Source organism: Shewanella sp. WXL01, assembly GCF_012263345.1.
GTDB classification, from domain to species: Bacteria; Pseudomonadota; Gammaproteobacteria; order Enterobacterales; family Shewanellaceae; genus Shewanella; species Shewanella maritima.
In genome coordinates this window covers 708,419-733,539 of the sequence record NZ_JAAIKQ010000002.1, presented here as the reverse complement: position 1 = coordinate 733,539, position 25,121 = coordinate 708,419, and the positions used below count along the sequence as shown (strand labels likewise).

The 25,121-nt window shown below is 43.6% G+C and carries 23 protein-coding genes; 8 read left to right on the top strand and 15 right to left on the bottom strand.

Annotated features, from left to right (window positions below; genetic code table 11):
* The first annotated feature begins 549 nt into the window (after positions 1–549).
* Positions 550–2,142, top strand: a complete 1,593-nt coding sequence (locus tag G3R49_RS08265; protein ID WP_167869302.1) for an AbgT family transporter — start codon at positions 550–552, stop codon at positions 2,140–2,142.
* A 100-nt stretch (positions 2,143–2,242) separates the two neighbouring features.
* Here the strand turns inward: G3R49_RS08265 and G3R49_RS08260 are convergent, their stop codons facing one another.
* From G3R49_RS08260 to G3R49_RS08250, 3 genes are all read right to left on the bottom strand, one after another.
* A complete protein-coding gene (locus tag G3R49_RS08260) occupies positions 2,243–2,737 on the bottom strand; it encodes a GNAT family N-acetyltransferase (RefSeq protein ID WP_130597419.1) in 495 nt (164 codons plus the stop codon).
* A gap of 163 nt (positions 2,738–2,900) precedes the next feature.
* Positions 2,901–3,986, bottom strand: a complete 1,086-nt coding sequence (locus G3R49_RS08255) for an AI-2E family transporter (RefSeq protein WP_130597420.1) — start codon at positions 3,984–3,986, stop codon at positions 2,901–2,903.
* A 26-nt stretch (positions 3,987–4,012) separates the two neighbouring features.
* Positions 4,013–4,231, bottom strand: coding sequence for a sulfurtransferase TusA family protein (locus tag G3R49_RS08250; protein ID WP_130597421.1), 219 nt, complete (start codon positions 4,229–4,231; stop codon positions 4,013–4,015).
* An 87-nt stretch (positions 4,232–4,318) separates the two neighbouring features.
* Here G3R49_RS08250 and G3R49_RS08245 point away from each other — a divergent pair, with 87 nt between their 5' ends.
* The 3 genes from G3R49_RS08245 (at position 4,319) to G3R49_RS08235 (ending at position 6,682) form a co-directional block, all read left to right on the top strand.
* Complete coding sequence (locus G3R49_RS08245) at positions 4,319–5,818, top strand: M48 family metalloprotease (protein WP_245335288.1); 1,500 nt, start codon at positions 4,319–4,321, stop codon at positions 5,816–5,818.
* A 94-nt stretch (positions 5,819–5,912) separates the two neighbouring features.
* Entirely contained in the window at positions 5,913–6,266 is a 354-nt protein-coding gene (gene arsC, locus G3R49_RS08240) for an arsenate reductase (glutaredoxin) (protein ID WP_130597422.1), read from the top strand.
* A 35-nt stretch (positions 6,267–6,301) separates the two neighbouring features.
* The gene (locus tag G3R49_RS08235) at positions 6,302–6,682 is read left to right on the top strand and encodes a DUF2069 domain-containing protein (protein WP_167869416.1); all 381 of its coding nucleotides are present in this window, start codon (positions 6,302–6,304) and stop codon (positions 6,680–6,682) included.
* A gap of 120 nt (positions 6,683–6,802) precedes the next feature.
* On the opposite strand, the gene G3R49_RS20300 is transcribed toward G3R49_RS08235, so the two are convergent.
* From G3R49_RS20300 to G3R49_RS08220, 3 genes are all read right to left on the bottom strand, one after another.
* Positions 6,803–7,987 carry a sensor domain-containing diguanylate cyclase gene (locus G3R49_RS20300; RefSeq protein WP_167869301.1) on the bottom strand — a complete coding sequence of 395 codons (1,185 nt, stop codon included), beginning with the start codon at positions 7,985–7,987 and terminating at the stop codon, positions 6,803–6,805.
* A gap of 173 nt (positions 7,988–8,160) precedes the next feature.
* Positions 8,161–8,871, bottom strand: coding sequence for a DnaA inactivator Hda (hda, locus tag G3R49_RS08225; RefSeq protein ID WP_167869300.1), 711 nt, complete (start codon positions 8,869–8,871; stop codon positions 8,161–8,163).
* A gap of 90 nt (positions 8,872–8,961) precedes the next feature.
* The gene (locus G3R49_RS08220) at positions 8,962–10,044 is read right to left on the bottom strand and encodes a DUF2066 domain-containing protein (RefSeq protein WP_167869299.1); all 1,083 of its coding nucleotides are present in this window, start codon (positions 10,042–10,044) and stop codon (positions 8,962–8,964) included.
* A gap of 207 nt (positions 10,045–10,251) precedes the next feature.
* Here G3R49_RS08220 and G3R49_RS08215 point away from each other — a divergent pair, with 207 nt between their 5' ends.
* Positions 10,252–11,487: a uracil-xanthine permease family protein gene (locus G3R49_RS08215; RefSeq protein ID WP_167869298.1), complete on the top strand. Its 1,236-nt coding sequence runs from the start codon at positions 10,252–10,254 to the stop codon at positions 11,485–11,487.
* A 136-nt stretch (positions 11,488–11,623) separates the two neighbouring features.
* Here G3R49_RS08215 and G3R49_RS08210 read toward each other — a convergent pair whose 3' ends face one another.
* Positions 11,624–13,507: a choice-of-anchor I family protein gene (locus tag G3R49_RS08210; RefSeq protein ID WP_167869297.1), complete on the bottom strand. Its 1,884-nt coding sequence runs from the start codon at positions 13,505–13,507 to the stop codon at positions 11,624–11,626.
* A gap of 193 nt (positions 13,508–13,700) precedes the next feature.
* On the opposite strand from G3R49_RS08210, the gene G3R49_RS08205 reads away from it, so the two are divergent.
* From G3R49_RS08205 to ilvN, 3 genes are all read left to right on the top strand, one after another.
* Positions 13,701–14,915: a multidrug effflux MFS transporter gene (locus G3R49_RS08205; protein ID WP_245335286.1), complete on the top strand. Its 1,215-nt coding sequence runs from the start codon at positions 13,701–13,703 to the stop codon at positions 14,913–14,915.
* Between the two features lie 384 nt (positions 14,916–15,299).
* Positions 15,300–17,018 (top strand): acetolactate synthase 3 large subunit, encoded by a 1,719-nt coding sequence (locus tag G3R49_RS08200; RefSeq protein ID WP_130597428.1) that lies wholly within the window; start codon positions 15,300–15,302, stop codon positions 17,016–17,018.
* Positions 17,018–17,512, top strand: coding sequence for an acetolactate synthase small subunit (ilvN, locus tag G3R49_RS08195; RefSeq protein ID WP_167869296.1), 495 nt, complete (start codon positions 17,018–17,020; stop codon positions 17,510–17,512). The genes G3R49_RS08200 and ilvN overlap by 1 nt, the downstream gene beginning before the upstream one ends.
* A gap of 121 nt (positions 17,513–17,633) precedes the next feature.
* Here the strand turns inward: ilvN and G3R49_RS08190 are convergent, their stop codons facing one another.
* The 8 genes from G3R49_RS08190 to speA all read right to left on the bottom strand — a co-directional run bounded on the left by G3R49_RS08190 (position 17,634) and on the right by speA (position 24,932).
* Complete coding sequence (locus G3R49_RS08190; protein WP_167869295.1) at positions 17,634–18,530, bottom strand: RimK/LysX family protein; 897 nt, start codon at positions 18,528–18,530, stop codon at positions 17,634–17,636.
* Between the two features lie 184 nt (positions 18,531–18,714).
* Entirely contained in the window at positions 18,715–19,065 is a 351-nt protein-coding gene (locus G3R49_RS08185; RefSeq protein ID WP_130597431.1) for a DUF3802 family protein, read from the bottom strand.
* 65 nt (positions 19,066–19,130) lie between these two features.
* The gene (locus G3R49_RS08180; RefSeq protein ID WP_130597432.1) at positions 19,131–19,718 is read right to left on the bottom strand and encodes a YceI family protein; all 588 of its coding nucleotides are present in this window, start codon (positions 19,716–19,718) and stop codon (positions 19,131–19,133) included.
* A 58-nt stretch (positions 19,719–19,776) separates the two neighbouring features.
* On the bottom strand, positions 19,777–20,232 hold the full coding sequence (locus tag G3R49_RS08175; RefSeq protein ID WP_130597433.1) for a YaiI/YqxD family protein: 456 nt from the start codon (positions 20,230–20,232) through the stop codon (positions 19,777–19,779).
* Between the two features lie 8 nt (positions 20,233–20,240).
* Positions 20,241–20,879 carry a pyridoxamine 5'-phosphate oxidase gene (gene pdxH, locus G3R49_RS08170; RefSeq protein ID WP_130597434.1) on the bottom strand — a complete coding sequence of 213 codons (639 nt, stop codon included), beginning with the start codon at positions 20,877–20,879 and terminating at the stop codon, positions 20,241–20,243.
* Between the two features lie 93 nt (positions 20,880–20,972).
* Positions 20,973–21,911: an agmatinase gene (gene speB, locus G3R49_RS08165; RefSeq protein WP_130597435.1), complete on the bottom strand. Its 939-nt coding sequence runs from the start codon at positions 21,909–21,911 to the stop codon at positions 20,973–20,975.
* A 40-nt stretch (positions 21,912–21,951) separates the two neighbouring features.
* Entirely contained in the window at positions 21,952–22,965 is a 1,014-nt protein-coding gene (locus G3R49_RS08160) for an adenosylmethionine decarboxylase (RefSeq protein ID WP_167869294.1), read from the bottom strand.
* A gap of 53 nt (positions 22,966–23,018) precedes the next feature.
* A complete protein-coding gene (gene speA, locus G3R49_RS08155; RefSeq protein ID WP_130597437.1) occupies positions 23,019–24,932 on the bottom strand; it encodes a biosynthetic arginine decarboxylase in 1,914 nt (637 codons plus the stop codon).
* Between the last annotated feature and the right edge of the window lie 189 nt (positions 24,933–25,121).

The following is a 25,121-nucleotide window of genomic DNA, read 5'->3' as shown; positions in this document are numbered from 1 at the left end:
CGAGTGAGCAAGCGGGTAGCAACAATAAGAGTTAATACTGTTAAGGCTATTCATTCATAATCAGTAGCCCTTTATTCATACTGCGCACAACTTATTTAAACGCCACTGACTCATGGTTAGTGGCGTTTCTGTTTGCAATTTACATCTAAAATTTGTTCGCATGTAGCTATAAATCCCCTCACACCTTTGAGTTTCAACCCATGTTATTGAATGCAAACTAATGCACGTGCTGCTTTTATCTGCAATCGCGCAAAAACATATTCCAAAACAGTGCGGTTGTAATAGAATGGCAGCCCAATGTCGCTGCTATTGAGCTAGATAAAGCTCTTAACTAAGACCCAGCCCTTAGTTAAGTAGAAGATTGTAACCAAGATATAGCTTTCAAATAAGTGAAGCTAGAAACCTAGAACACTGATTTCAGCCACTCTAGGGGTTATCTATGACACAATGACAGCGCGCATTTAAGCTAGGTTTAAACATTAAACGCTAGCCTATAAGTTGGCCCAAATCTGCAATCCATAATAATTAAGCCAAATACAAAGGAAGATCATGACTTCTCAGCAGTCTAAAACCCCACAGGACATCGCCTCTAGCGGCGCTTTTGTCCGGTTTCTTAATATTGTCGAACGTTTAGGTAACCTGTTACCCCACCCAATTACCCTTTTCGCTATGTTCTGTATCGCGGTAGTAGTGATCAGTGGCATCGCTGGTTACTTTGAGCTATCGGTTGTCGACCCTCGTCCTGAAGGCGCAAAAGGTCGAGGCGAAGATGGACTTATCCATGTCGTGAGCCTCATGAGCGGCGAAGGCCTGCGCATGATAGTCTCCAACCTAGTGACTAATTTCACCGGCTTTACACCACTTGGTACTGTGCTGGTTGCACTGCTTGGTGTTGGTATTGCTGAGCGCTCTGGTTTGCTATCTGCAGCTATGCGTTTACTGGTAATGGGCGCATCAAAACGCCTAGTTACCTTAACTATTGTGTTTGCCGGTATCGTATCTAATACCGCATCAGAGCTTGGCTATGTGGTACTTGTGCCGATGGCAGCAATGATATTCCACTCCCTAGGACGTCACCCGCTAGCGGGTCTAGCAGCGGGTTTTGCCGGGGTATCTGGAGGTTACAGCGCGAACCTATTACTGGGTACTGTAGACCCGCTGTTATCAGGCATTACAGAAGCGGCAGCGCAGATGATTGACCCAGATTACGTCGTCGGCCCTGAGGTAAACTGGTATTTCATGTTCGCATCTACCTTCTTAATTACTATCTTGGGCGCATTCGTTACTGAAAAAATTGTTGAGCCTAAGCTTGGTAAATATGATGTATCTGAAGCAGCAGACGATTTATCCGAGCAAAAAATGGATGAAGTCACTGCTATCGAGCGCAAAGCCCTTAAGATGGCCGGCTTATCGGTTGTTGTTCTTTCAGCTATTTTAGCGTTAACCATCGTGCCTGAATGGGGCGCACTGCGTCATCCAGAAACGGGCTTGGTAGCAGGTTCACCTTTCTTAAAAGGTATCGTGGTATTCATCTTTATTTGCTTTGCAATCCCAGGTCTAGTTTACGGTGCAGTTGTTGGCAATATGCGCAAAGATGTCGACGTTATTAACGCCATGTCTCACAGCATGAGTACCATGGGCATGTACATCGTTTTGGTGTTCTTTGCATCACAATTTGTGGCTTTCTTCAAATGGACTAATCTTGGTGCTGTGCTGGCGGTAACCGGCGCGGATGCATTATCTGCCGTTGGCTTAACAGGCCCTATCGTGTTTGTACTGTTTATTATGCTATGTGGCTTTATCAATCTAATGTTAGGTAGCGCTTCAGCTCAATGGGCTGTAACTGCGCCAATTTTCGTGCCTATGTTAATGCTTGTGGGTTATGCCCCTGAAACCATTCAAGCGGCTTATCGAATTGGTGACTCAGTGACTAACCTGATCACACCTATGATGAGCTACTTTGGTTTAATCCTCGCCGTTGCAAGTCGTTACAAGAAAAACCTAGGCATAGGTACTTTGGTTGCCACCATGCTGCCATATTCCATCGTATTCTTTGTTGGTTGGACGCTGTTCTTCTTTATCTGGGTGTTCGTGGTAGGATTGCCGGTTGGCCCTGGTGCAGCAACTTACTACACGCCTTAGTAGCTGAGCTGCAAATAAATCTAATTGGCCAAAAGCCCGCTTACCTGTTTGTAGCGGGCTTTTTAGTCTTGTTCGTTCAATGCTTCAAACGCGACTGACACTAGACGATATAGCGCTCAACCAGTTTATCATCAATCATCACTTGCGAATCTAGCTCACCACCTATGGCTTTAGTGGTATTAGCTGATGCTAGATTATCGGCATAACAGTGAATATGAATTTGTCGCTCGCCCATGGCTCGAAGCTGGTCAACAGACAGCTTCATCAAATCCTTACCATAACCCTTGCCACGCATCGATGGACGAATACCTAGACCTATGTGCCCACCACAATGGCGCAGCGCCTCATTTAAACCATGACGTAAATTGGTTACTCCAACAATTTCTTCATTATCAATCAGCCATAGCGTAGTGCTTGCCACATAACCCTCTGGGAGGTTTTCTCCTAATCGAAAGTTCTCAAGCTTTGAGAGCAGCGCATCGAAATCACTATGGTCAAAATCCAGCGGAAACGGATAGCGCTCCTCACGGCCTAACTCTTCGATATAAGAGTGATAACTTGCCTGATACGATTTACTTGGCTTGACTAATTTCACTCAGTTCTCCCCCCCTTTTCGTTACAAAAAAAAGTGCCCACAAACATTGTTCACATCGAATGTATAGCATGATGATTAAAATGGTTTATATAATTGATAGCACATACATAAAAGGCAGCCAATGGCTGCCTTTAAGTTAAAGTATCAAGCTAAATCAATAAGCTTACCTATGTTGCTGCTCGACTTGCTCAAGATGCTCATGGGTGACCGGCCAGGCATTAATAACTGCCTTAACTAATGAGGCTAGCGGAATGGCAAAGAACACCCCGAGTACGCCCCATAGTCCGCCAAAAACCAGCACCGCAGCAATAATAATTACCGGGTGTAAATCGACCGCATCAGAGAACAAAATTGGTACCAGTAAGTTACCGTCTAACGCCTGAATAATGCCGTAGCCAAGCATGAGATAACCAAACTCAGGACTAATCCCCCACTGGAAAAACGCAACTAATGCGATTGGCAATGTCACTAGGGTGGCACCAACATAAGGAATAAGCACAGACAGACCCGTAAGCGCACCAAGAAGCGCTGAGTATCTTAAGCCCATGAGCGCAAAGAATACGTAACTCACTACGCCAATAATGATGATTTCAATCACTTTGCCGCGAATATAGTTAAAGATCTGCTGCTCCATTTCAGACCATACACTTGATGCTAAATCGCGATTCGATGGGAAAAAACGTTTGCTGCCTTTAATGAGCTCATCTTTATCTTTCAAAAAGAAGAACACCAATAATGGCACTAAAATCAAATACACCATTAACACCAATAAAGATGCAGAGTAGCCAAGAAGCTGTTTACCTAAATCAAGTAAATGCTGAGTATCGGCGAATTTTTTAAGCTCAGCGAACATCTGATCAATTTGCTCTGCACTGACAAACTGCGGGTACTTGGCACTAAACTCTTTAATCGCCACCATACCTTTATCAAGCATGTTAGGTAAGTCTGATATTAGGCTTAAGCCCTGATTCCACAGACTTGGGATCAAGACCAAAAACAGCACTAGCATGACCCCTAAAAACGCCACAAGCACCACGGATGCCCCCGCTGTGCGATTAAGGCCTATACGGGTCATTTGTTGCACTGGCCACTCAAGTAAAAAGGCTAAAATCAACGCCACCAACAAAGGAGCAAGCAAAGATGCACCAAAGTAGAGAGTTAGCCCTAAGCCAACTAAAATAAACAGTAAAGTAATAGCCTGCGGATCGCTAAAATGTTTTTTGTACCAATTTCCTAAATACGTAAGCATTAATGTGCCTTCTAGATGTATAACAATTAATTTTTGGAGATCACTAAGGAAAGTCGCAGATCAGTTTGCTCTTTAATTTCAATACCAAAGCCCATTTTTTTCACAAAGGCGGGAACATCTTGGCGTGAACCTGGGTCAGATAGATATACTAGCAAGTTATCTCCCTTAACCATTTGCTTCATCAACAGCTTCACCTGAACTAAAGGGTAAGGACATCGGTATGAAGTTAAATCAATAAATTCCATAATCAACTTGCGTTAAACAAACTAAGGCTATTATCCTAGCTTGCAAAACAAACCACAAGGCAAGAAATCCGCCGAATGTGGTGTTTTATGTCTCAATTTATGTATCGACGAAGGTTTCCATTGCCAACATTATCTAGTGCATTTATTAAAAAAATACTACTTAGCGCTTCACTACTCATTTGTTTAGCGGGCGTTGCGAAAAGTTTCGCCAGCAATGATTTGCCTGATTTAGGTACTGCCGCGGTTAACACCTTAAGTCTCGAGAAAGAAATGGTCTTTGGTGACGCCTACATGAGAGTTATTCGCTCATCAGCCCCCATGCTCAACGATCCTGTATTAAATCAATACTTAACTGAGCTTGGCAACAAACTCGTTGCTCATGCAACCGGCGTTAAAACCCCTTTCTATTTCTTCTTGCTCAGAAATGACGAAATTAACGCATTCGCCTTTTTTGGTGGCCATGTTGGTGTACACACAGGACTGTTTTTGAATGCAGAAACCGAAAGTGAACTCGCATCAGTTATGGCGCATGAAATCGCACACGTTACTCAACGCCACTTAGCGCGCTCATTTGAAGCCAAAGAGAAAAGCTCAACCGCCACTATCGCAGGTATGCTAGGCGCAATATTGTTAACCATTGCTGCCCCACAAGCGGGTATGGCAGCATTAGCCACAACTCAGGCACTGGCGACTCAATCACAAATTAACTACACCCGTTTACACGAAAAAGAAGCTGACCGTATTGGTATGCAAATTTTGGCGGAAGCGGGTTTTGATCCAAACGGCGCAGCTGACTTCTTCCAAGAGTTAGCCGTGCGTTACCGCTTTACTTCAAAGCCGCCACAAATGCTGTTAACTCACCCATTACCAGAATCGCGTATTAGTGAAGCTCGTAACCGCGCAGCGCAATACCCTAAACGTTATATTCCAGATAACCTTGATTACCATCTGGCAAAAGCCCGTATTCAGGTACGTTTTTCAAGCCTTAGTGATAGCGCTGCTTTGTACCGATTTGAAGAACAACTTAAAAAGCGTACTTTTAAATTTAAAGATGCTGCATTATACGGTAAAGCATTAGCGCTATTTAGGCTAAAGCGGTTTGATGAAGCGCAAGAAATCATCACTGAACTACTTGCAAAAGATAAAAACAACTTGTTCTACATCGACACTCAAAGCGATTTGTACGCTGAGCGCAAAGACTATCAAGATGCGATAGCAATGCTTGAGCATCGTCTAGGGCTAATGCCAACATCTTCTGTCGTTAGCATTAACCTCGCCCACATATACACCGAGGCGGGTAAGCCAGAAAAAGCGATTCCGCTACTAGAAGATATGCTGTTTTTAGACAAACAGAGTATGCTGCCTTACCAGTTGATGACTGATGCATACAAAAAGCTTGGCAATCGAGCACTGGAGCATTACAGCAACGCTGAAGTACTTGCGCTGGCGGCAGATTATAAAGGCGCCATTGATCAGCTAAATTATGCACACAGATACTCTGAGGGCAACAGCCTACAAATGGCAAGGATTGACGCTCGGATCAGGCAATTCCGCCAGGCAGACAAACAACTTGACGCTTTAAAATAGACTTAGACTTATTTTAAACAGTAATTTTCTATACAATTGCGGGCAAATCTACGGATTTGCCCGTTTTTATAGCTAGCGATTAAGGGAAGCAACAATGACAAAAGCAACTATCTATCACAATCCACGCTGCTCAAAGAGCCGTCAAACGCTGGCGTTACTTGAAGAACAACAAGCTGAGATCACGATTGTTGAGTATTTAAAAACGCCACCTTCTGTACAAGACATTAGCAAAACCATTGAGCTACTTGGTTTAACCTCACCACGTGAGATGATGCGCACCAAAGAGACAGAATACAAAGAGCAAAATCTAGGTGATGCTGCATTATCAAACGAGCAACTTATTGAAGCCATGGTTGCAACACCTAAGTTAATTGAGCGCCCTATTGTGTTCGCTAATGGTAAGGCTGCAGTGGGTCGTCCTCCTGAAAATGTGCTTGAGATCCTATAGGTTTAAACATGCAAGATAACCAAGTTCAATCGGGTATGAGTTCAGCAACCTTGATGCAGCTTTGCCGTATCGGCTATCTAGCGTTGGTCGCTTTGCTCGCTGGTTACTTTATCCAGCAAGGGATAAATGGCGACTATTCAATGGCGTTTAGTGTACTTTGGATACTACCGCTATTGTTGCCATTAAAAGGCGTAATTACGGGCAACCCATACACCTATGCGTGGGCGAGCTTCATTCTATGCCTATATTTATTGCATGGCCTTACCCTAGTTTATGTCACTGAAGAGTTATTGCTGTTTGCGATTATTGAGTCGGTTTTGATCAGCTTGCTACTCATAGGCTTTCCTTTCTATGCGCGCAAACGTGGTAGAGAGCTAGGACTTGGGCTGAAAAAGCACAAGAATAAAGACAAGTAATTCACAGCCAACAAAGGGTTGGCTAAATTCGCGCCTTTGTCATTGCGACGGTCATTGATACCAATGGTAAGTTTGCAATCACAAGGCGCTTTTTCGTCCGCTTAACCTCAGATTGGGAAACTAGTGATTGTCTACTACAACGACACGGTTTTTGCCTTGATGTTTCGCTTCATAAAGCGCGTGGTCAGCTTGCTCAACAAGATCGTTATGATGCGTACTCGATGTCGGCATACTAAAGCAAAGCCCTATGCTTACGGTAAACTTAACCTGCGGGCTTTGATCCACAAGGCTCGATTCTGGTGAACTTGGATTCAGTGAAGCCACCGCGCGACAAATAGTTTCACCTATCTCAACACAGCGCTGCCTATCCTGACTAGGTAAAATTACCGCAAACTCGTCCCCACCGAACCTAGCAACAACATCAGTATCTCTTTTGACGATTGATTTAAGCACTTCACCAAGCTTATGAATACTCACATCCCCGACAAGATGACCATACTTATCGTTAATTTGTTTGAAGTTATCAATATCAAGTAGCATTACTGCGAGTGGTCCACTAGCTCTAGCAGCCAATTTCACGTTTTGCATCAGAGCCTTGTTAAAGTAGCGCTTATTTTTTAATCCGCTTAGCTCATCCATATTATTGAGATGCTCAAGCTCTTTTGCATGATTTTTGATAAACAGCGAATCTTTTAGGGCCTTCCAATACTGAGCGTGTTGCTCATTGGTAGTTGAATACATACCTAGCCAATAGATTGCAAAAACTAGCGTTAACGATACATTTTCATGTTGAGTGACTACCAGCGTGATAAAGGGCGGCACTAAAAATGCCGAAAACAATCCAATAGTAAGGAAGCGCGATGGAATAAGCGCTGCAACGCCACCACCTGTCAGGCCAGCTGTTGAGATAATAATAATCAGCGCATAAGGCTCAAGTTTAGGAATAACGAAGCACAATGAACATAATGTGCCCCACATTAAAGCAGGAGACAAAACGATCAGGGGAAAACCGTAACGCCACACGCCAGGGAATTTTAAATAGATGGAATCGAATTTAAATACATACGGCAAACGCAAACAAGCTAACAGCAAAAAAGCGCAAGTCACAATAATGGATAAGTTTGAGTTAACTTGCCATAAGTTTGATGGCAGTACGAGTGCAAACCATATCAACAGGTAAATATAACTCCCCGTCGATGAACGCTTGGCGATATCACGGTTTGACTGGTAAAGCAGCTCATTGATATTCGCTTCATCAAAATTAGGATCTGCTTGAAGCGTTTTTATGATCTCAGTTTTTTGCACAGCAATAAACCTTTGATACCAAACTAGAAAAGCAAACAGGGAACATGTTTTGAGCATATACAGCATTACGTGTATATGCAATAGGTGTGAATTAATTGTACTAACAATGTTGAAAGGCGAATTGCCCACGCTATTTAATGCTAGCGCGACAAGCGTTCACAGATGATTTGCCCCTAAAGCCTGAGCATTTCTTTGATAAAAGGGATCGTCAGCTTGCGTTGATGAACCATAGACGCTTTATCTAGCTTATCTAGTACATCAAACAAGGTACGTAAGTCTCTTGCCATACGATTAAGTAAGAAGCGTCCAACGTCGTCCGAAAGCTGCAACCCACGCATTGCAGCACGGCGCTGCAAAGCAAGCAATTTGTCATCATCTTTCATTGGTTGCAATTGGTAACTGAGCCCCCATTGCATACGGCTGACGAGATCAGGAAGTGAGAAACCAGCTTCGGTTGGTGACTTACAGCCACTCACAATAAGCTGGCAGTCTTGCTGCTCATTAATGCGGTTATATAAATGAAATAGCGCTTCTTCCCAAATTGGGTGTCCTGCAATGGCATCAACGTCATCGATGCAAATAAGCTGTAAAGACTCTAAACCTTCAAACAAATCCGTTGAAATACTGGCGTGGATACCTAGTGGCACATATAAGGTGCGTCGCTCGAATTCATTAGCTTGAGCGCAAGCGGCATGCAGTAAATGTGTACGACCAGACTTTTCCGGTCCAAAGATGAATAGCGAATTGCATAACTCCCCTTTGGCACTGGCTTGCAGCTTTTCGATCAGTTCATCATTGCCAGATGCAGGATAATAACTATCAAATGTCTCATCGTCCGGTAAATAAACGGGTAATGAAAGCTGTTTTGGGGAATGTTGACTCACTAAATTGAGATCTCGCTAAATTTTAACGGCGCCAGTATAACACAAGCTAAGAATAGTGCGGTGAACTTTCACCGCAAGGAACGTCAATGCCTAGCGTGCTAGCCATTGATATATGAGGGTAACCGGCTCACCGTCTTTCTCACTAGGCTGCTCATTCGTTTGATCTGGACTTTGACCAAATCCTTGATCAAAGCTTGAGCCGCTACCTAAAGTGGACTCAGTTTGAGGTATGGTAATATCTTGTATGCGATTGTCGATATTTAGCAGTCGTTGCAAGTCGGCAACCTGGCTAAATAAATCAACGGCATAAGTCACAGTATCAGCATTAATTTGGTGCAACTGAATGGCTTTAACTGCAGTTAACTCTTGCAAATAACTTTCAATTTCCACCACATCTTTCATTGATGTAATGCCGACAAAACTAAGTAATGTCGATAAATCTTCGCCAGAAGATGCTATCGCGTATTGGCTAACAAAGTACTGCGCTAATTTATCCATCATTTGCTGCCCAGCTAGCTGGTAATCTAGCGCCAGACCTTGATGAGAAAGTAACGGCTGCATAATCGGATCTTGGCTATCCTTGGCATATAAACTCATTTGGTAACGCACTTCACCAGCAAAGGTATCCATATTGGCCACGACAAAGTACTCGGCATCATACCTTTGGCTAGCCATCGCCACCGATTGTGCAAATTGCCCACGCACATCGGTAACACTTACCTGCATCAAATCGTCTAAATCCATCAACGGAAATAGCACAGGGATCCCCTGGCTAATTGCATAGTCGTTCATGCCATCTTCATTGGCGCTCACCATAGCGTCAGACACAATTTCATAACCGTTTTCACTTGGCATACTTAGCCAAAACAATGTCAATGGCCTCTGCGCGCCCCACACAGGTAGGTCAGCTTTACGTAGAATTTGTACTAACTGCTGGTGATCAAAGATAGCCTGCAAATACAGTTGGTTATCTTGTTGGTAATAGTTGTATTGCGTCAGTAATGACTGTGGTTTTTGAACCTGAGCACTCACTAGTTCATGACTTAACACACTGGCGTTACCTGAGTTTTTCACAAACACTTGCGACAAAGCTTGCTTTAATGCGTTAGTGCGATCAGTTTTGCTGCGACTATTAACTTGTATATCAGCCTGATCCAACTTCTTAATTTCCACAGCCGAAATTGATGTAGTAAAAACTAATGAAGCAGCTAAAAGTATGACATTGAGTGTATTTTTTAACATTAGATAGGATAAACGCAACAAAACAAAGTGACCAAAGTGTAACATAAGAATGTGACAGGAAGTAAATCACGATTAGCACGATCGGTTAATAGATGATTGTAATTAATCAAATTTAATCATCACTAAATGGAGACGGAAATGAATCGTATGTTTGTACCACTTCAGGGCGCACAAATGTTATTTGTCGCATTTGGCGCGCTGGTGCTCATGCCCTTAATCACAGGGCTAGATACCAGTGTAGCGCTATTTACTGCAGGTATTGGTACCCTATTATTTCAACTTATCACTAAACGACAAGTCCCTATCTTTCTAGCCTCGTCATTTGCGTTCATCGCACCAATTTTATATGGCGTTCAAACCTGGGGCATCCCAGCTACCATGGGTGGCTTAATGGCAGCGGGTTTTGTTTATGTATTGATGGGCACCGCCGTGAAGTTTAAGGGCACGGATTTTATTCATAAGCTGTTACCGCCTGTGGTGGTTGGCCCAGTCATTATGATCATCGGTTTAGGCCTTGCACCGGTAGCTGTAAATATGGCTCTGGGGAAAACTGGTGATGGTAGCGCGGTGTTAATTGAGCAATCAACGGCGCTCATTATTTCGCTAGGTGCATTGACCACAACGATTATTGTTGCCGTGTTCGCCAAAGGAATTACTCGACTAATGCCAATTCTAGCCGGCATTGTTGTTGGTTACATCATGAGCTTATTTTTCGGCATTGTTGACTTCTCACCTGTCGCTAACGCCAGTTGGGTAGCCCTACCCAACTTTGTCGCGCCCGAGTTTCACTGGCAAGCTATATTGTTCATGTTACCAGTGGCAATCGCACCAGCGGTTGAACATATCGGGGATATTCTGGCTATTTCTAATGTAACCGGTAAGGATTATTTGAAAAAGCCTGGGCTACATCGCACGCTTATGGGTGATGGTGTTGCCACTATTGCAGCCTCTACATTCGGCGGCCCGCCAAACACCACATATTCAGAGGTAACTGGCGCGGTAACTTTAACCAAGAGCTTTGACCCTCGCATTATGACCTGGACGGCAATTACTGCCATTATTCTCGCCTTTGTCGGCAAACTAGGTGCGCTGATGCAAACCATTCCAGTACCTGTAATGGGCGGCATTATGTGCTTGTTGTTTGGCTCGATTGCCGCTGTGGGCTTAAATACCCTAATACGCAATCAGGTTGATTTATCAGAGCCGCGAAACCTCACAATTGTCGCAGTAACACTGGTATTCGGCATTGGTGGCATGGCGTTTGGTATTGGCGAGTTTAGCTTATCTGGCATTAGTCTATGCGGTATCGTCGCCATCATCCTAAATGCTGTTTTACCGCACCAGGATAGCAAAGAAGCTGACGAGACGAGTTAACTAGCAGTTAATCGTCACAAGTAAAAAGCCAACGGTATGACCGTTGGCTTTTTCGTACACTGCACTAGTTTAAATTTTTAAACAAAATTAAGGTTCAATACTCTTGTTACTGGAGCTTGAACGAATAATTGTCAGTTTAGTTTAGCTCGAACTGGTAAACCGCAGTGCTACCACTCACTTCATTACCGACAATAAGCAAAGGCAAACCGGTCGGGCTATTCATTGCATCAACAAACTTCATCCCTTCAGGACCTAAATCACCGGCAAGTTCTGGTGTACCTGTGATATCAGCTCCATCGATTTCGAACTCGACATCAAAATCACGATTAACGACATAATCAATAAAGCTAACCTCAAAAGGATTGGTCACATCATAAATCATAAAGCCGCCGGTGCGCTCTAATCCGATGAATGCATACAAGGCGTCACCGACTTTACCCAATGCAACCGCTTCCGGCTCAGGCCCTTTATCATCACTGCGGCTGTCGCCTTTGCTTTCTTCATTATGGTTATTGAAGTCATCACCAAGCAATGCCGCTGTGATTTTTTCAAACTGGCTACCACTATCAAAAACTTGCGTGCCTTCTTTAGTCCAAATAGAGAATGAGCGCGCACCGTAAGATACAATTTTATCGTAAATGCCAGCGGTTTCAGACTCACCCATTGACGTTGTGACTTTTAAACGGCCAAGTAGCGTTTTATCTTGCGCTGCCGCAACTTGAGGGTGGTTTGCTGATAATGTGAGATCTTCAGCTCGCACTTCCTCTGAGAAATCACTGTAGTCGCGTGAGTCACCTTCGTTAGCGCTAACGATGAAATCGGTGTTGCCCCATTGATAGCTTGCGATAGTATCTGGTTGATACATGCCGTATACACCCTGATAAGTGCGAATATTGATCATGTCATCTTTATCAGATGCATCGATTTCATTACCGAGTAAGCCATAGTCTTTAAGACCTAGTGCATTGATCCGCACCACCTCTGCGTTAGCAATATCAATCACAGCAATAGCATTGTTTTCTTGTAAGCTAACAAATGCGTATTTACTGTCTTGTGAAACTGCGACGTATTCAGGCTCTAGATCTTGAGCGATACTAGCTCCAGGGCCGTTGATTTTAATCTTATCGCTTAGCTCGCTATTACGTGGGCTTCCAACATTAAACTCAGTAAAGCCAACACTTGTTGCCGTATCTGCAGGGGTATTATCAGTGATTGCAATAATTGACACACTACCTTCTGGGTCAACATCATAAGCATCATTTGGCTCACCTTCGTTGGCTACCAGTAAATACGCGCCATCAGGACTAAATGTCACATTGTCTGGAAGCGCGCCAGCCTCAACCGTTTTCAGGAATACTGGAACTGCAGAATCGCTCAAACGATAAAATGCTATTACGCCATTACCTTGCTTGCTGTTACCAGCGCTATCAGCACGTTCAATCGCCATCGCCATTAAATCACCATGTACAGCAACACTGTTTACGCTACCTAAGCCTGTTAACGCGCTATCGGCAGCTGCGTCTATTGTCATCAGCTTGTCGATATTGTTTAGCGTGAATGGATTCTCAACTTGTTCAGCGGCACTTAATTTTGACAAGTCGAGCACATCTACCATGCCACTTTGCGCGTTTACGACAAATGCTTGTTTACTTGACGCGTAAAAATCAACAATTTCAGCGGCGCTTTGGCCAAACACGCCAGATTCATAGCGACCAATCAAATTAGCCGCTAATTTCCCCTGTGCTTCATTGCATTGATAAACTGTTAAGCTCGCATCAACTTCATCAGCATCAAGCACGCCATTGCGGTTAACATCTAACCCAGCTTGGATCATTTGCCCACCAAACACACATTGTTCACTACCTTTAGCAATATCGGTTGTTGATATGACAGTGTTATAGCCATCCTTTCCGTTCTCACCATTGCTGCCGTTAGTGCCATTGACACCATCATCGCCATCACATGCACTTAGCAACATGGCTGAACAAATTACCGATAAAGAAAATAAGCGCTTTTTCATTTTTAGTACGTCCTGTTTTTTTTGATTTCGCATAACGTACTGGATAAAAATGACAAATTTGCGTCGATAAGATTAACGATATATTGCAAGCTGCAATCTTTGTAAAATCTTACAATTAAAACGTAATTAGCCGGACGCTAATTTAGTTGGCGTGTTAAAATATTACTGTTTTCAACGGTATTCTGAGGTAGTTTTGCGTTCCAGTACCCATGTCAATCAAACAGATCCCCTAGCTAACTTCCCCCCACTTGCATTATTAATCCCAATGCTAGCGGCGATTGTTGCCATCACCCCATTGGCAATCGACATGTATTTACCCGCAATGTCGATATTGGCTGACAGCTTCAATTCTAGTGTAACAACTGTTCAACAGTCTTTGAGCATTTACCTAGCGGGTTACGCAATAGGAATGCTTACCTTTGGCCCATTAGCCGATCGTTTTGGACGCCGTCCGTTAGTGATAGTTGGCTTATCAGGCTTTACCCTAGTCAGTACACTTATTGCGATAACCACCAGCGTCGAAGTATTTTTGTCATTACGCTTTTTACAAGCGTTTATAGGCGCGGCAGCGACCGTAGTAGTTCCTGGCTACATTAAAGAGGTTTACGGTAATAACACAGCTAAAGGCATGTCGTATGTCAGTTTGATTATGATGTTAGCGCCGCTTGTTGCACCGTCCCTTGGCAGTATTATCCTTGGCTTTGCTGACTGGCACATGATTTTTGCCAGTCAGGCTTTATATGCTTTTAGCTTGCTAATATTGGTGCTCATCAAACTTAAAATGCCTAGTGATGCTGGCAATGAGCGCAGTCAGAAATCGTTTTTTCGAGCCTACTACACGGTATTTTCTCGCGAGGGTGTAAAACTCAACATCATTTGTGGCGTACTGACGTCATTTGCATTTTTCTGTTACCTAACCGCATCACCATTTGTTTACATGGAAGTGTTTGAGCTAAGCAAAAACATGTTTGCAATTTTGTTTAGTAGTAATGTTGGCGCATTGATGCTCGCCAATATTATTAACTCTAGAATCGTTGGTCGCTTTGGTTCAAAACGTATGTTGGTAATGGCGACCTTTGCCGCAACTGTTTCGGCATCAGCATTGCTAGCTGCTAACGTGTTTGGGCTAAGTTATCACTACACAGTGGCAATGCTAATCCCATTAATGGGTTGTTTGGGTGTCATGTCGGTGAATGCCGATGCCATCGTACTGATGAAGTTTAAACAAGAAACCGGCACGGCGACTGCAGTGATTGGCACGTTGCGATTTGGCTTTGGCGCTCTCGCTGGGCCACTTTTAGCCCTGTTCTATACCGGCGATGCCGTGCCATTCTCTGCGCTAATGTTGATTTCAGTATTATTGGTAGTGGTTTGCCTTGTGCTGCAAACAAGACAAAGAGCAAACTAGTCATAAAAGTTTGCCCTTCTATTAAGCGAATTTAAATATTTAATGCCGGTGCCAAAAATTGGTTCCGGCATCATTGCCGCTTCAGAATCTACTATTCTCTTCCCCCTATCCACAAAGTTTACTCACAACACAGGCTATAGCCTTTCAAATCCACATAAGCGCACTCAAAACAACAAAGTTGAATAAACTTCAAGTATAAAAATAAATTAGTTTCAGCTATTGCAGTAAATTAAATTTTACATATGATGTTTTTAAGGCTGTATCAATACTCTTGATCGAGCTCGACATGGGAGCGAATTACCCTTCTCTCCCCCTGATTTAACGATTACCGTCGTTGTATTCAAGCTACTGTTTACCATACGGTAACTTTAAAGGATGTTTTTTATGGAAAAGCTTTCCGGCGCGAGCATGATTGTGCGCTCTCTAATCGATGAGGGCGTTGAACATATTTTCGGTTACCCTGGTGGGTCCGTCCTCGACATTTACGATTCTCTGCACAAAATCTCTGGTATTGAACATATTCTTGTGCGTCATGAACAAGCTGCCGTGCATATGGCAGATGGTTATGCCCGCTCAACAGGCAAAGTTGGTGTGGTGCTTGTGACATCAGGCCCTGGCGCAACTAATGCAGTCACCGGCATTGCTACCGCTTATATGGACTCAATTCCTATGGTGGTGTTGTCAGGCCAAGTACCAAGTAACTTAATTGGTAATGATGCATTCCAAGAATGCGACATGATTGGTATTTCACGGCCTGTGGTGAAACACAGCTTTTTGGTTACCGATCCTGCTGACATACCCGCTATCGTCAAAAAAGCATTTTACATTGCTGCAAGCGGACGTCCTGGCCCGGTTGTTATAGACCTACCTAAAGATTGTTTGAATCCTGATGTATTGCATGATTATGTTTACCCTGAAACGGTAAGCATGCGCTCATATAACCCAACGACTACTGGCCATAAGGGTCAAATAAAACGTGGTCTAGAGGCTTTATTACAAGCAAAGAAGCCAGTGCTTTATGTTGGCGGAGGCGCGATCATATCAGAATGTGATCAACAAATTTTACAGCTAGCTGAAAAGCTTAATATCCCAGTGATAAACACTCTTATGGGATTAGGGGCATTTCCTGGCACCCATCAACAATGTTTAGGCATGCTTGGCATGCACGGCCTCTATGAAGCCAACATGGCAATGCATAACTGCGACCTTATTTTCGGTATTGGGGTACGATTTGACGATCGTACAACTAATAATGTCGAAAAGTACTGCCCGAATGCCAAAATTCTCCACATAGACATTGACCCATCATCTATTTCTAAAACTGTGCGGGTTGATATTCCTATCGTAGGCAGCGCTGACAAAGTGCTGTCTAGTATGCTGTCGCTTTTAGAAGATTCTGGCAAAGCAAACGATGCCAATGCCATGGACTTGTGGTGGAGCCAAATCAACCAATGGCGTAACCGTAAGTGCCTTGCTTACGATACAAGCTCAGAGAGAATTAAGCCGCAACAGGTAATTGAAACCGTCCATAAGCTGACTAATGGTGATGCTTATGTTGCATCCGACGTGGGTCAACACCAAATGTTTGCCGCGCTTTACTATCCATTTGATAAACCAAGACGTTGGATTAACTCTGGCGGTCTAGGCACCATGGGCTTTGGCTTGCCTGCGGCTATGGGCGTTAAATTTGCCCACCCTGATGCCTGCGTAGTTTGTGTTACTGGCGATGGCTCTATTCAAATGAATATTCAAGAGCTTTCGACAGCGCTGCAATACGATATTCCGGTGAAAATTATTAACCTCAATAATCGTTTCTTAGGCATGGTTAAGCAGTGGCAAGACATGATTTATTCAGGTCGTCACTCCCACTCTTATATGGATTCTGTACCTAACTTCGCCAAAATTGCTGAAGCTTATGGTCACGTAGGTATGACGATTAGCGATCCTGCTGAGCTTGAAACTAAGCTGGCACAAGCACTAAGCATGACTGATAAGCTAGTGTTTGTTGATATCAGTGTTGACGAAACTGAGCACGTGTACCCAATGCTTATTCGCGGTGGTGCGATGAATGAAATGTGGTTAAGCAAAACGGAGAAAAGCTAATGCGTCGAATTATTTCTGTATTACTTGAAAACCAGCCCGGTGCTTTATCTCGCGTTGTTGGCTTATTCTCACAGCGCGGCTATAACATTGAGAACTTGACCGTGGCACCGACAGAAGATAACACCTTGTCACGGCTAAATATCACGGTTACCGCTGACGGTAGCGTACTGGAACAAATTGAGAAACAGCTTCACAAACTGATTGATATTCTTAAGGTTGCGAACATTACTGAAGGCGCGCACATTGAGCGTGAAATTGCCCTGATTAAGGTAAAAGCGCAAGGCGCAAATCGCGAAGAAGTAAAGCGCACGGCTGATATCTTCCGTGGCCAGATTGTCGATGTGACTCCTAACTTGTATACCATTCAAATGGTTGGCACGGGGGAAAAGATAGACGCCTTTATAGGAAACCTCGCTGATGTCACTAAGGTTATTGAAGTGTCTCGCTCAGGCATCGTAGGACTTGCTCGTGGTGAAAAATCAATGCGGGCTTAACACTACTTTTATAACGCTATAAAATCACAAAAACCGCTGACATTACTGTTAGCGGTTTTTTGTTGGCGTTTTTTGTTTGCGCTAGTCGCGAGCGAAAAAAATTTTAGCCTAAGGCGCTTCTTTAAAGGTCTACATCCACTATGTAATGCCCTTGCAGCCAATTACGCCCAATGAGTAGTTTATAACTCATCTTGCTTCTGTCTCTTAAATTGGTCTCCACCATAAACTCACTGCCCGGCTCACCAATTTTGAGTTTGACCATATAGCGCACTTCGCTACCTTGAGCATTACGAATAAGTGAGGTGTTAGTGATGCGAGTCTTCACGGTCGCCTTTTTGCCCTTTTCGTTTTCGGTAGTAAAAGTGATCATCTTACCTATATTGTTATCCATATTATCTTTGTCTTCATTTTCAATATGAATATCAACCGCATGCAGTGAGTTCTCGACTGCGCCAGTGTCAATGCGGGTTTTAAAAAGTAAGTCAGACTCAACAATAGACAGCTTTTCTACTGGGCCAATGTACTTTTTCTCCGACACATCGACCACATAATCACCTTTCAAGAAGTTACGGCCAATGAGTAATTTAAAATCCATGTGGGCGCGGTCGCGTAAATTAACCTGCACTGTTTTGAGTTTGTCGGGGAAGCCAATGGCAAGCTCAACAATGTAGCGTGTTTCAGTGCCTTGAGAGTTTTTTACCGTAGAAGTATCAACAATCTTGCCAGACAAGCGCGCTGTTTCACCACGCTCATTCATGGTTGTGAACTCAATGGTTTTACCAATATTTTTCTTCATCTTTTTATGCGCGCCGCCTTTGATTTCTAAATCAACGGCGTGCAAAGATGACTTACTCGCTCCGGTGTCCATACGCGCAGCAAACATTAAATTCGAGCCCGCTACCGTCATAGTTTCAAACCCTTTGAGCGTTTGTTTACTCTGGTTTTGAGGGTCGGCTTGTTTGCTGTGTACTTGTGTTGACAAACTAATCATAAGAAACAAGAAAAGATAACGCAGCATATTTATATTCCTTTTACTATGACAATCAATGAGGTAGGTATTTTACGCTACAACTAGTTGTTACGATAAAGCTAGCTGTGGTGGGTGCATGCGCTTTACAATTTAATCTAGCATGCCAAATTTGTGTATCTAACTGACTGTAACCAGCAGATGGAGTCTGGCGCGGTACCGAGCACAAACAAGCCTAAGGCACCATGCGCTCGATTTCTTGATCAAACAAGTTTTTAATCAAGCCTGAGAATTCTGTGACAAAAATACTTTGTTGAGCTGTTGCTTGATGATTACCTTTGGAGCCTAAAATCTCTTCAAGATCATAAACAATGGCATCGATCTCGCGGATAACCATATTACGTTGGGCAAAACTAAGTTGCGGGTTTTGACCACAAACCATAATGATTTGTGCTGATAACTGTTCTTCAAATAGCTCAAGTACACTGCCAGCATCTTCAACACTAGCGTCGTTGGTTTCAAACAAGTGCAAGTGTTCGGTTAAGTACTGAATAAGATGAACATAACCGTCTTTATCTGTAACCATTATGGCTCCTTGAGCAATTAAAAGGCGCATTTAACAGTGCGCCCTCTTTCGCTAACTATTTAAATTTATTGCGATAAGGATATCACAAAGCTCACAGGTACTGCTAAGCTGATACTTGATAAACCAGCCACTTCTCTAAGCTTTTCTACCCCACCTTCTAATCCAAAGTCTTTGGCGTTGACTACCACGGGTTTAAAACTGGTGACAAGTAACTTTTCCTTTGCCACTTTCGCGACCATAACATCAAAAACTTTATCAGCTTTAATACCATGTAAGTCAATCGTACCATTTACCTGTGCAATGACACTGTGACCTACCGCAAGCGATTTATACAACTCAGGCTTAACCTCAGCGCTAAGCATCATACTTGGATACTTACTCACCTCAAACAACATCGACTGCATGCGTTGATCGCGTATCTCGATACCTGTCGCAACACTCTTAAGTGGAATAGTTAAACTAAACTCACCTGACTCCGACAAACTGCCAGATAGATTCTTAAAGTGATGTACTTCAGCAATGTCTTGTTTTTTAGTAGAAATAAAGCTGACGTTTGAGTTGGCTGAATTAACCTGCCAATCTCCAGCTAACGCACTAGCACTAAAAAAAGCGCTAAGCGCTACTACAGATAAGCATTTGAGTTGAGTCTTCATGATGTAAGTCCTTTTTATGACGTAATAAATTAACGCTCTAACTAAATATTAGTCATCTTTAATTTATCTTAGCAAGCCATTTATCCAGGACTTTTGCAAAAGCATGCTTATCGGCAGCTGAGAATTTAGCGGGTCCTTGGGTAACTACACCAGCTGAGCGCATTTCTTCCATAAAATTACGCGAGTTAAGTGCTTGCTTAACATTATCTTTTGTATATAAAGTACCTCGTGGGTTCACCACCAAAGCACCTTTTGCAACGCCATCTGCTGCAAGTGGGATATCAGCAGTAACGATTAAATCGCCTTGTGACGCTTGCTCGACAATAAAGTTATCAGCTTCATCAAAACCACTACTCACGCGAATCGCTTTGATAAATTGCGATGGAGGATGACCGATTAGTTGATTCGCAACCAGGCGTAGTTGCAACTGTTTACGCTCCGCTGCTCGAAACAACATGTCTTTCACAGGGTTTGGGCAAGCATCAGCATCGACCCAAATAAATGGTTTACTCATAACAAGCCCTATGGTGCTAAGCGATCAATCTGCCAATTACCTTGCTGTTTTTCATACAAGAACCGGTCATGCAAGCGGCTTTCACCACCTTGCCAAAACTCAATGCTTGTTGGCTCAACAATATAGCCGCCCCAGAATTTAGGCAGCGGTACTTCACCTTCGGCAAATTTGGCTTTCATCTCGTTAAATTTACCCACCAAGGCTTGTCTGGCAGAAATCTTACTAGACTGCTTTGACACCCAGGCAGCAATCTGACTGTCTTTTGGTCGGCTCATGAAGTATTTACTCACCTCAAGCATAGACAGTGGCTTTGCCTCGCCAGTTACCGCCACCTGACGCTCTAATACATTCCAAGGGAATAACAAGCTTACCTTGCTATTGCAGGCAATTTGCTTAGATTTACGGCTTTCAAGATTGGTAAAGAATACAAAACCTTTGTCGCTAAATTGCTTTAATAGCACAATGCGCTGAAATGGTTGGCCGTCTTCATCAACCGTTGCTACACTCATGGCAGTTGGGTCGATTAACTTGGCATCACGTGCTTGTTCAAGCCAGGTTTCAAACAATGCCATCGGATTGTCTGGCAATTGCTCTCGTCTTAATCCACCTTGAGTGTACTCGCGGCGAATATCACTTAAATCACTCATTGTTCGGTTCGCTTTTTAATTCTTGATTATCAAATAAAAGCACAGCTGCAAGTGTCTACTCCAGCTGTGCTTTTCAATTAATCGATGACATTACTAGTCTTTTGCCGGTGCGAGCTTTTTACCCACTGCCCATGAATGCAGCATTTCAAGCCCTAATGTGGCGCCAGCAAGTGCGGTAATGTCTGCATGATCGTACGATGGGGCAACTTCTACCACATCCATACCCACTATATTCATACCCTGCAGGCCGCGAATAATCTTCATGGCTTTATCACTGGTTAAGCCACCACACACCGGCGTACCAGTGCCCGGCGCAAAAGCAGGATCAAGGCAGTCAATGTCAAAGGTTACATATAGCGGTAAATCACCAACACGCTGTTTAATACGTTCAATGATGGCATCTGCGGTCATTTCATTTGCAGTTGCAGCGTCGACTACGTCAAAACCGTGCCCTTGCTGTTCGTATTCAGTGCGAATGCCGATCTGAATCGAATGTTCAACATCAATCAGCCCCTCTTTCGGCGCATGGTAGAACATGGTGCCATGATCATATTTACTGCCCTGACTGTAAGTGTCCGTGTGAGCATCGAAATGCAATAAAGCCATTTTGCCGTATTTCTTATGGTGAGCACGCAGCAGTGGCAATGTAACAAAGTGGTCACCACCAAAACTCAACAGCGCTTTATCAGACTCGACCACTTTAGTCGCAAAAGCTTCTAATCGGCCAGTAAAGTCGGCTTGATCGCCACAGTCGAACACTAAATCGCCCGCATCAACAATGCTAATGCTATCGCTCAACTTAAAATGCCAAGGCCAGCGAGTATCCTCCCAGGCTAAGTTAACTGAGGCGCGGCGAATTGCATCGGGCCCCATGCGGCCGCCTGAGCGACCTGTAGTCGCCATATCAAACGGTAGGCCAATGACAACGACATCGGCGTTGCTCGCTAGTGGTTTAAAATCTAACGGCTGGCGTAAGTAGCCAAACGCATTTGAATACAATGAATAATCTGGTTTTTCAGCAAAAGTCGTCATAGACTCCTCACTTAATAACAAAAGTAATGCGCACCGTGTCTTATTGACGTCGGCAAAATTGGCGCAAGTGTATAGTATATCTCTGCTCAGGGCTTTCAGTATGGTTATCTAACTCATTAAGGCTAGTGTCGACAATGTTGACATCGCTACCGTGTTTGCTATCACAGAGGTTTAGCGTTGTTGCTAAGTATTGACTCACATCACTGGTAAAAGCGCCATGACCACTTAACACAAGATCGCAACGAGCCGGACTAAATTGGTGGTGTAAACGAGTAAATATCCCGAAAACGATGGTTAAATTATCTAGATTTGTTTCAATGCTTAAGTAAGAGCCACTGCTTTGAGGAGTTAAATGCAAGGTTAAATAATAACTGCCACTAATTGCGTTTAACGAGTATCCGCATGGGCTAAATGCATAGTCGTCAAACTTAAAGCCCACAAGTAATTCACCAATATTAAGTAGCCTACGTTGCTTGGCTGCGGTTAAGGTTTTGCCTTGCCCTTTTAGCGCCATAAAACGTGCCGCACTGTCACTATCGAGTTGGTAAAGCATTAATTCGCTTATTAAATGCTCTTGAGGTGTTAACTCTGGTAGCGGAACTAATGTTGTATCTAAATCACGATGAGTATAATAGAACATGAAATGTTGTTGCTCAGGTTTGTCACCTAACGTCAGAGATCGACCTGGTAGTTGCTGAGCTAACAGCTTTGCATCCTCAGCAAAGGTTGTAGTTTGCAGCGCCGCAAAAAGTTCGCTTTTACGTTGATACTTGAAACTAATGATATGATCGGTAGGAATTACGCCTAATGCATAAAGCGCCGACTCAATTAAGGTTGACTGCCCACAAGTCAACAGCAGTAGTTTATTGTCCCAAATAAATAAACTCGACTCACTCAGCACGTACGCATCGATGCAGTCATTGTGAACGTGAGATAAGATTTCAGCGCCAGCAAGCGTTAACAGCTTTGCCTTAAAGTCATCAGGCAAAGTTCTCAACGAGCCAAACTCATTCGCAACAACTATCTCAAGTTTTTTTTCACTGGCTTCAAACATCTAACCACTCAAAAACTCGCGCCGCAGCAAAAGTTGCGGCGCAAGTGACACCGCTAGGAGAAATCTTCTAAATAGGTGTAGCCTTTCAGGCCAAGCTGCAATTCTTCAAGAATTGATGCACGCTCATTCTCTACAATGTGCTTGTTGACGAGTTCTTCGTAGGTACGCATAAATTCTACTGCATCAAGATTCACGTATCTGAGCACATCAGCTACAGTATCGCCCTCTAGCACTGAGTCAATATTGGCTAAGCCTTGATCGTCTAAACGCACCACTGCAGAGTTAGTATCACCAAATAAGTTGTGTAGATCGCCCAAAATTTCTTGATAAGCGCCAACCATGAAAAAGCCAATTAAATACGGGCTTTCAGCACTCCAAGCCGGCACGGGTAAGGTGGACTCAATACCTTGACCATCAACATATTGATCGACAATACCGTCAGAGTCACAGGTAATATCCAGCATCACCGCACGTCTTTCGGGTGCTTTATCCAGTCCTGTTAACGGCAATACAGGAAATACCTGATCAATACCCCAGGCATCAGGTAATGACTGGAACAATGAAAAGTTCACAAAGAACTTATCAGCTAGCTTGCTGTTTAGCTCATCAATAACTGGTCGGTGAAAGCGGTTGTTGTTACTTAGCAATCCTTTAAGCTCGTGACACACTCGCAAGTTTGTTTGCTCAGCCCACGCGCGCTGCGCCAATGTCAGTTGACCTACCGCAAACAATGAGTTGGCCTCGGCCATATCGCTTTGCGTATCGTGATAAACCTCGATTAAAGCACGTTGATCTAAACGTCCCTTTAAATCACCCCACGACTGCCACATATTTTGTAATAGTTGAGGTGCATCTTCATCAGGCTCAGTAACGTCAGCTGGTTTATAAGCTTCCGTGCCAATTACATCGGTAATCAACACCGCATGATGCGCAGTAAGGTGACGACCTGACTCTGAGATAATCAACGGCATTGGCTGTTGATACTCGTTACATAAATCCGTCATCACGTTAACGATATTATTGGCATACTCTGTTAGGCCATAGTTCATTGAGTTGCTTGACTGGCTACGGGTGCCGTCATAATCAACAGCTAAACCGCCACCAACGTCAAAACAATCCACAGGAGCGCCAAGCTGCCTTAATTCACAATAAAAGCGACCAGCTTCACTCACACCTTGCCTAATATCGCGAATATTGGCGATCTGCGAGCCTAAATGGAAGTGCAACAATTGCAAACTAGGAAGCATATCTTGTGCTTTAAGCTGTTCAACCACCTGTAATACTTGCGCAGCAGATAAACCAAACTTTGACTTTTCACCACCACTGGCTTGCCAGTTACCTTTACCCTGAAATGCAAGGCGCGCACGAATACCTAAACGCGGGGTAACACCAAGCTGTTGTGCTTCAGCAAGTACCAGTTTTAGCTCGGACATTTTCTCAAGCACAATATAAACTTTGTGGCCAAGCTTCTCGCCAATTAATGCCAAGCGAACGTATTCTTTGTCTTTATAACCATTGCAAACAATCACCGAGCTAGCTTTTTGTGCCATAGCAAGCACCGCCATTAGCTCTGGCTTACTGCCGGCCTCAAGCCCGAGTTGCGGGACTTCTTTAGATTTTTGACTCGCTAAAATCTCTTCAACAACAGTTTGCTGTTGATTCACCTTAATCGGGTAAACCAACAGGTATTTATTTTGATATTCGTATTTCTGAATAGCCTCATTAAAGGCTTCGCACAGGCTTTCAACTCTATGGTGTAAAATCTGTGGGAAACGCACCAGCACGGGTAAAGACACACCGGCCTTAACCATGTCTTTAGCGAGCTCATTTAAGCCAATTTTATGCTCAGGATTTTGCGGATCAGGTGACACCGTCACTTCACCATCATCACGGATCCCAAAAAACTTCTGACTCCAATGCGTCACGTTATAGGTTGCGCGCGCATCTTCAATAGACCATTCAGTCATAACATTTTCCAAATAAAACGATATAAAACCATGGAACAATACAGTTAACACTGCGTTATTTTTCGCTCTTTAGCAAGAATTTAGTGTTTGAGTAACTCTCGATAGTCTTGTCACTTAAACCTATATACTTATCCAATGCTTTACGAGCGCCGTATCAACAAAAAGCGCGAGAATTTAACTCGCTAACCT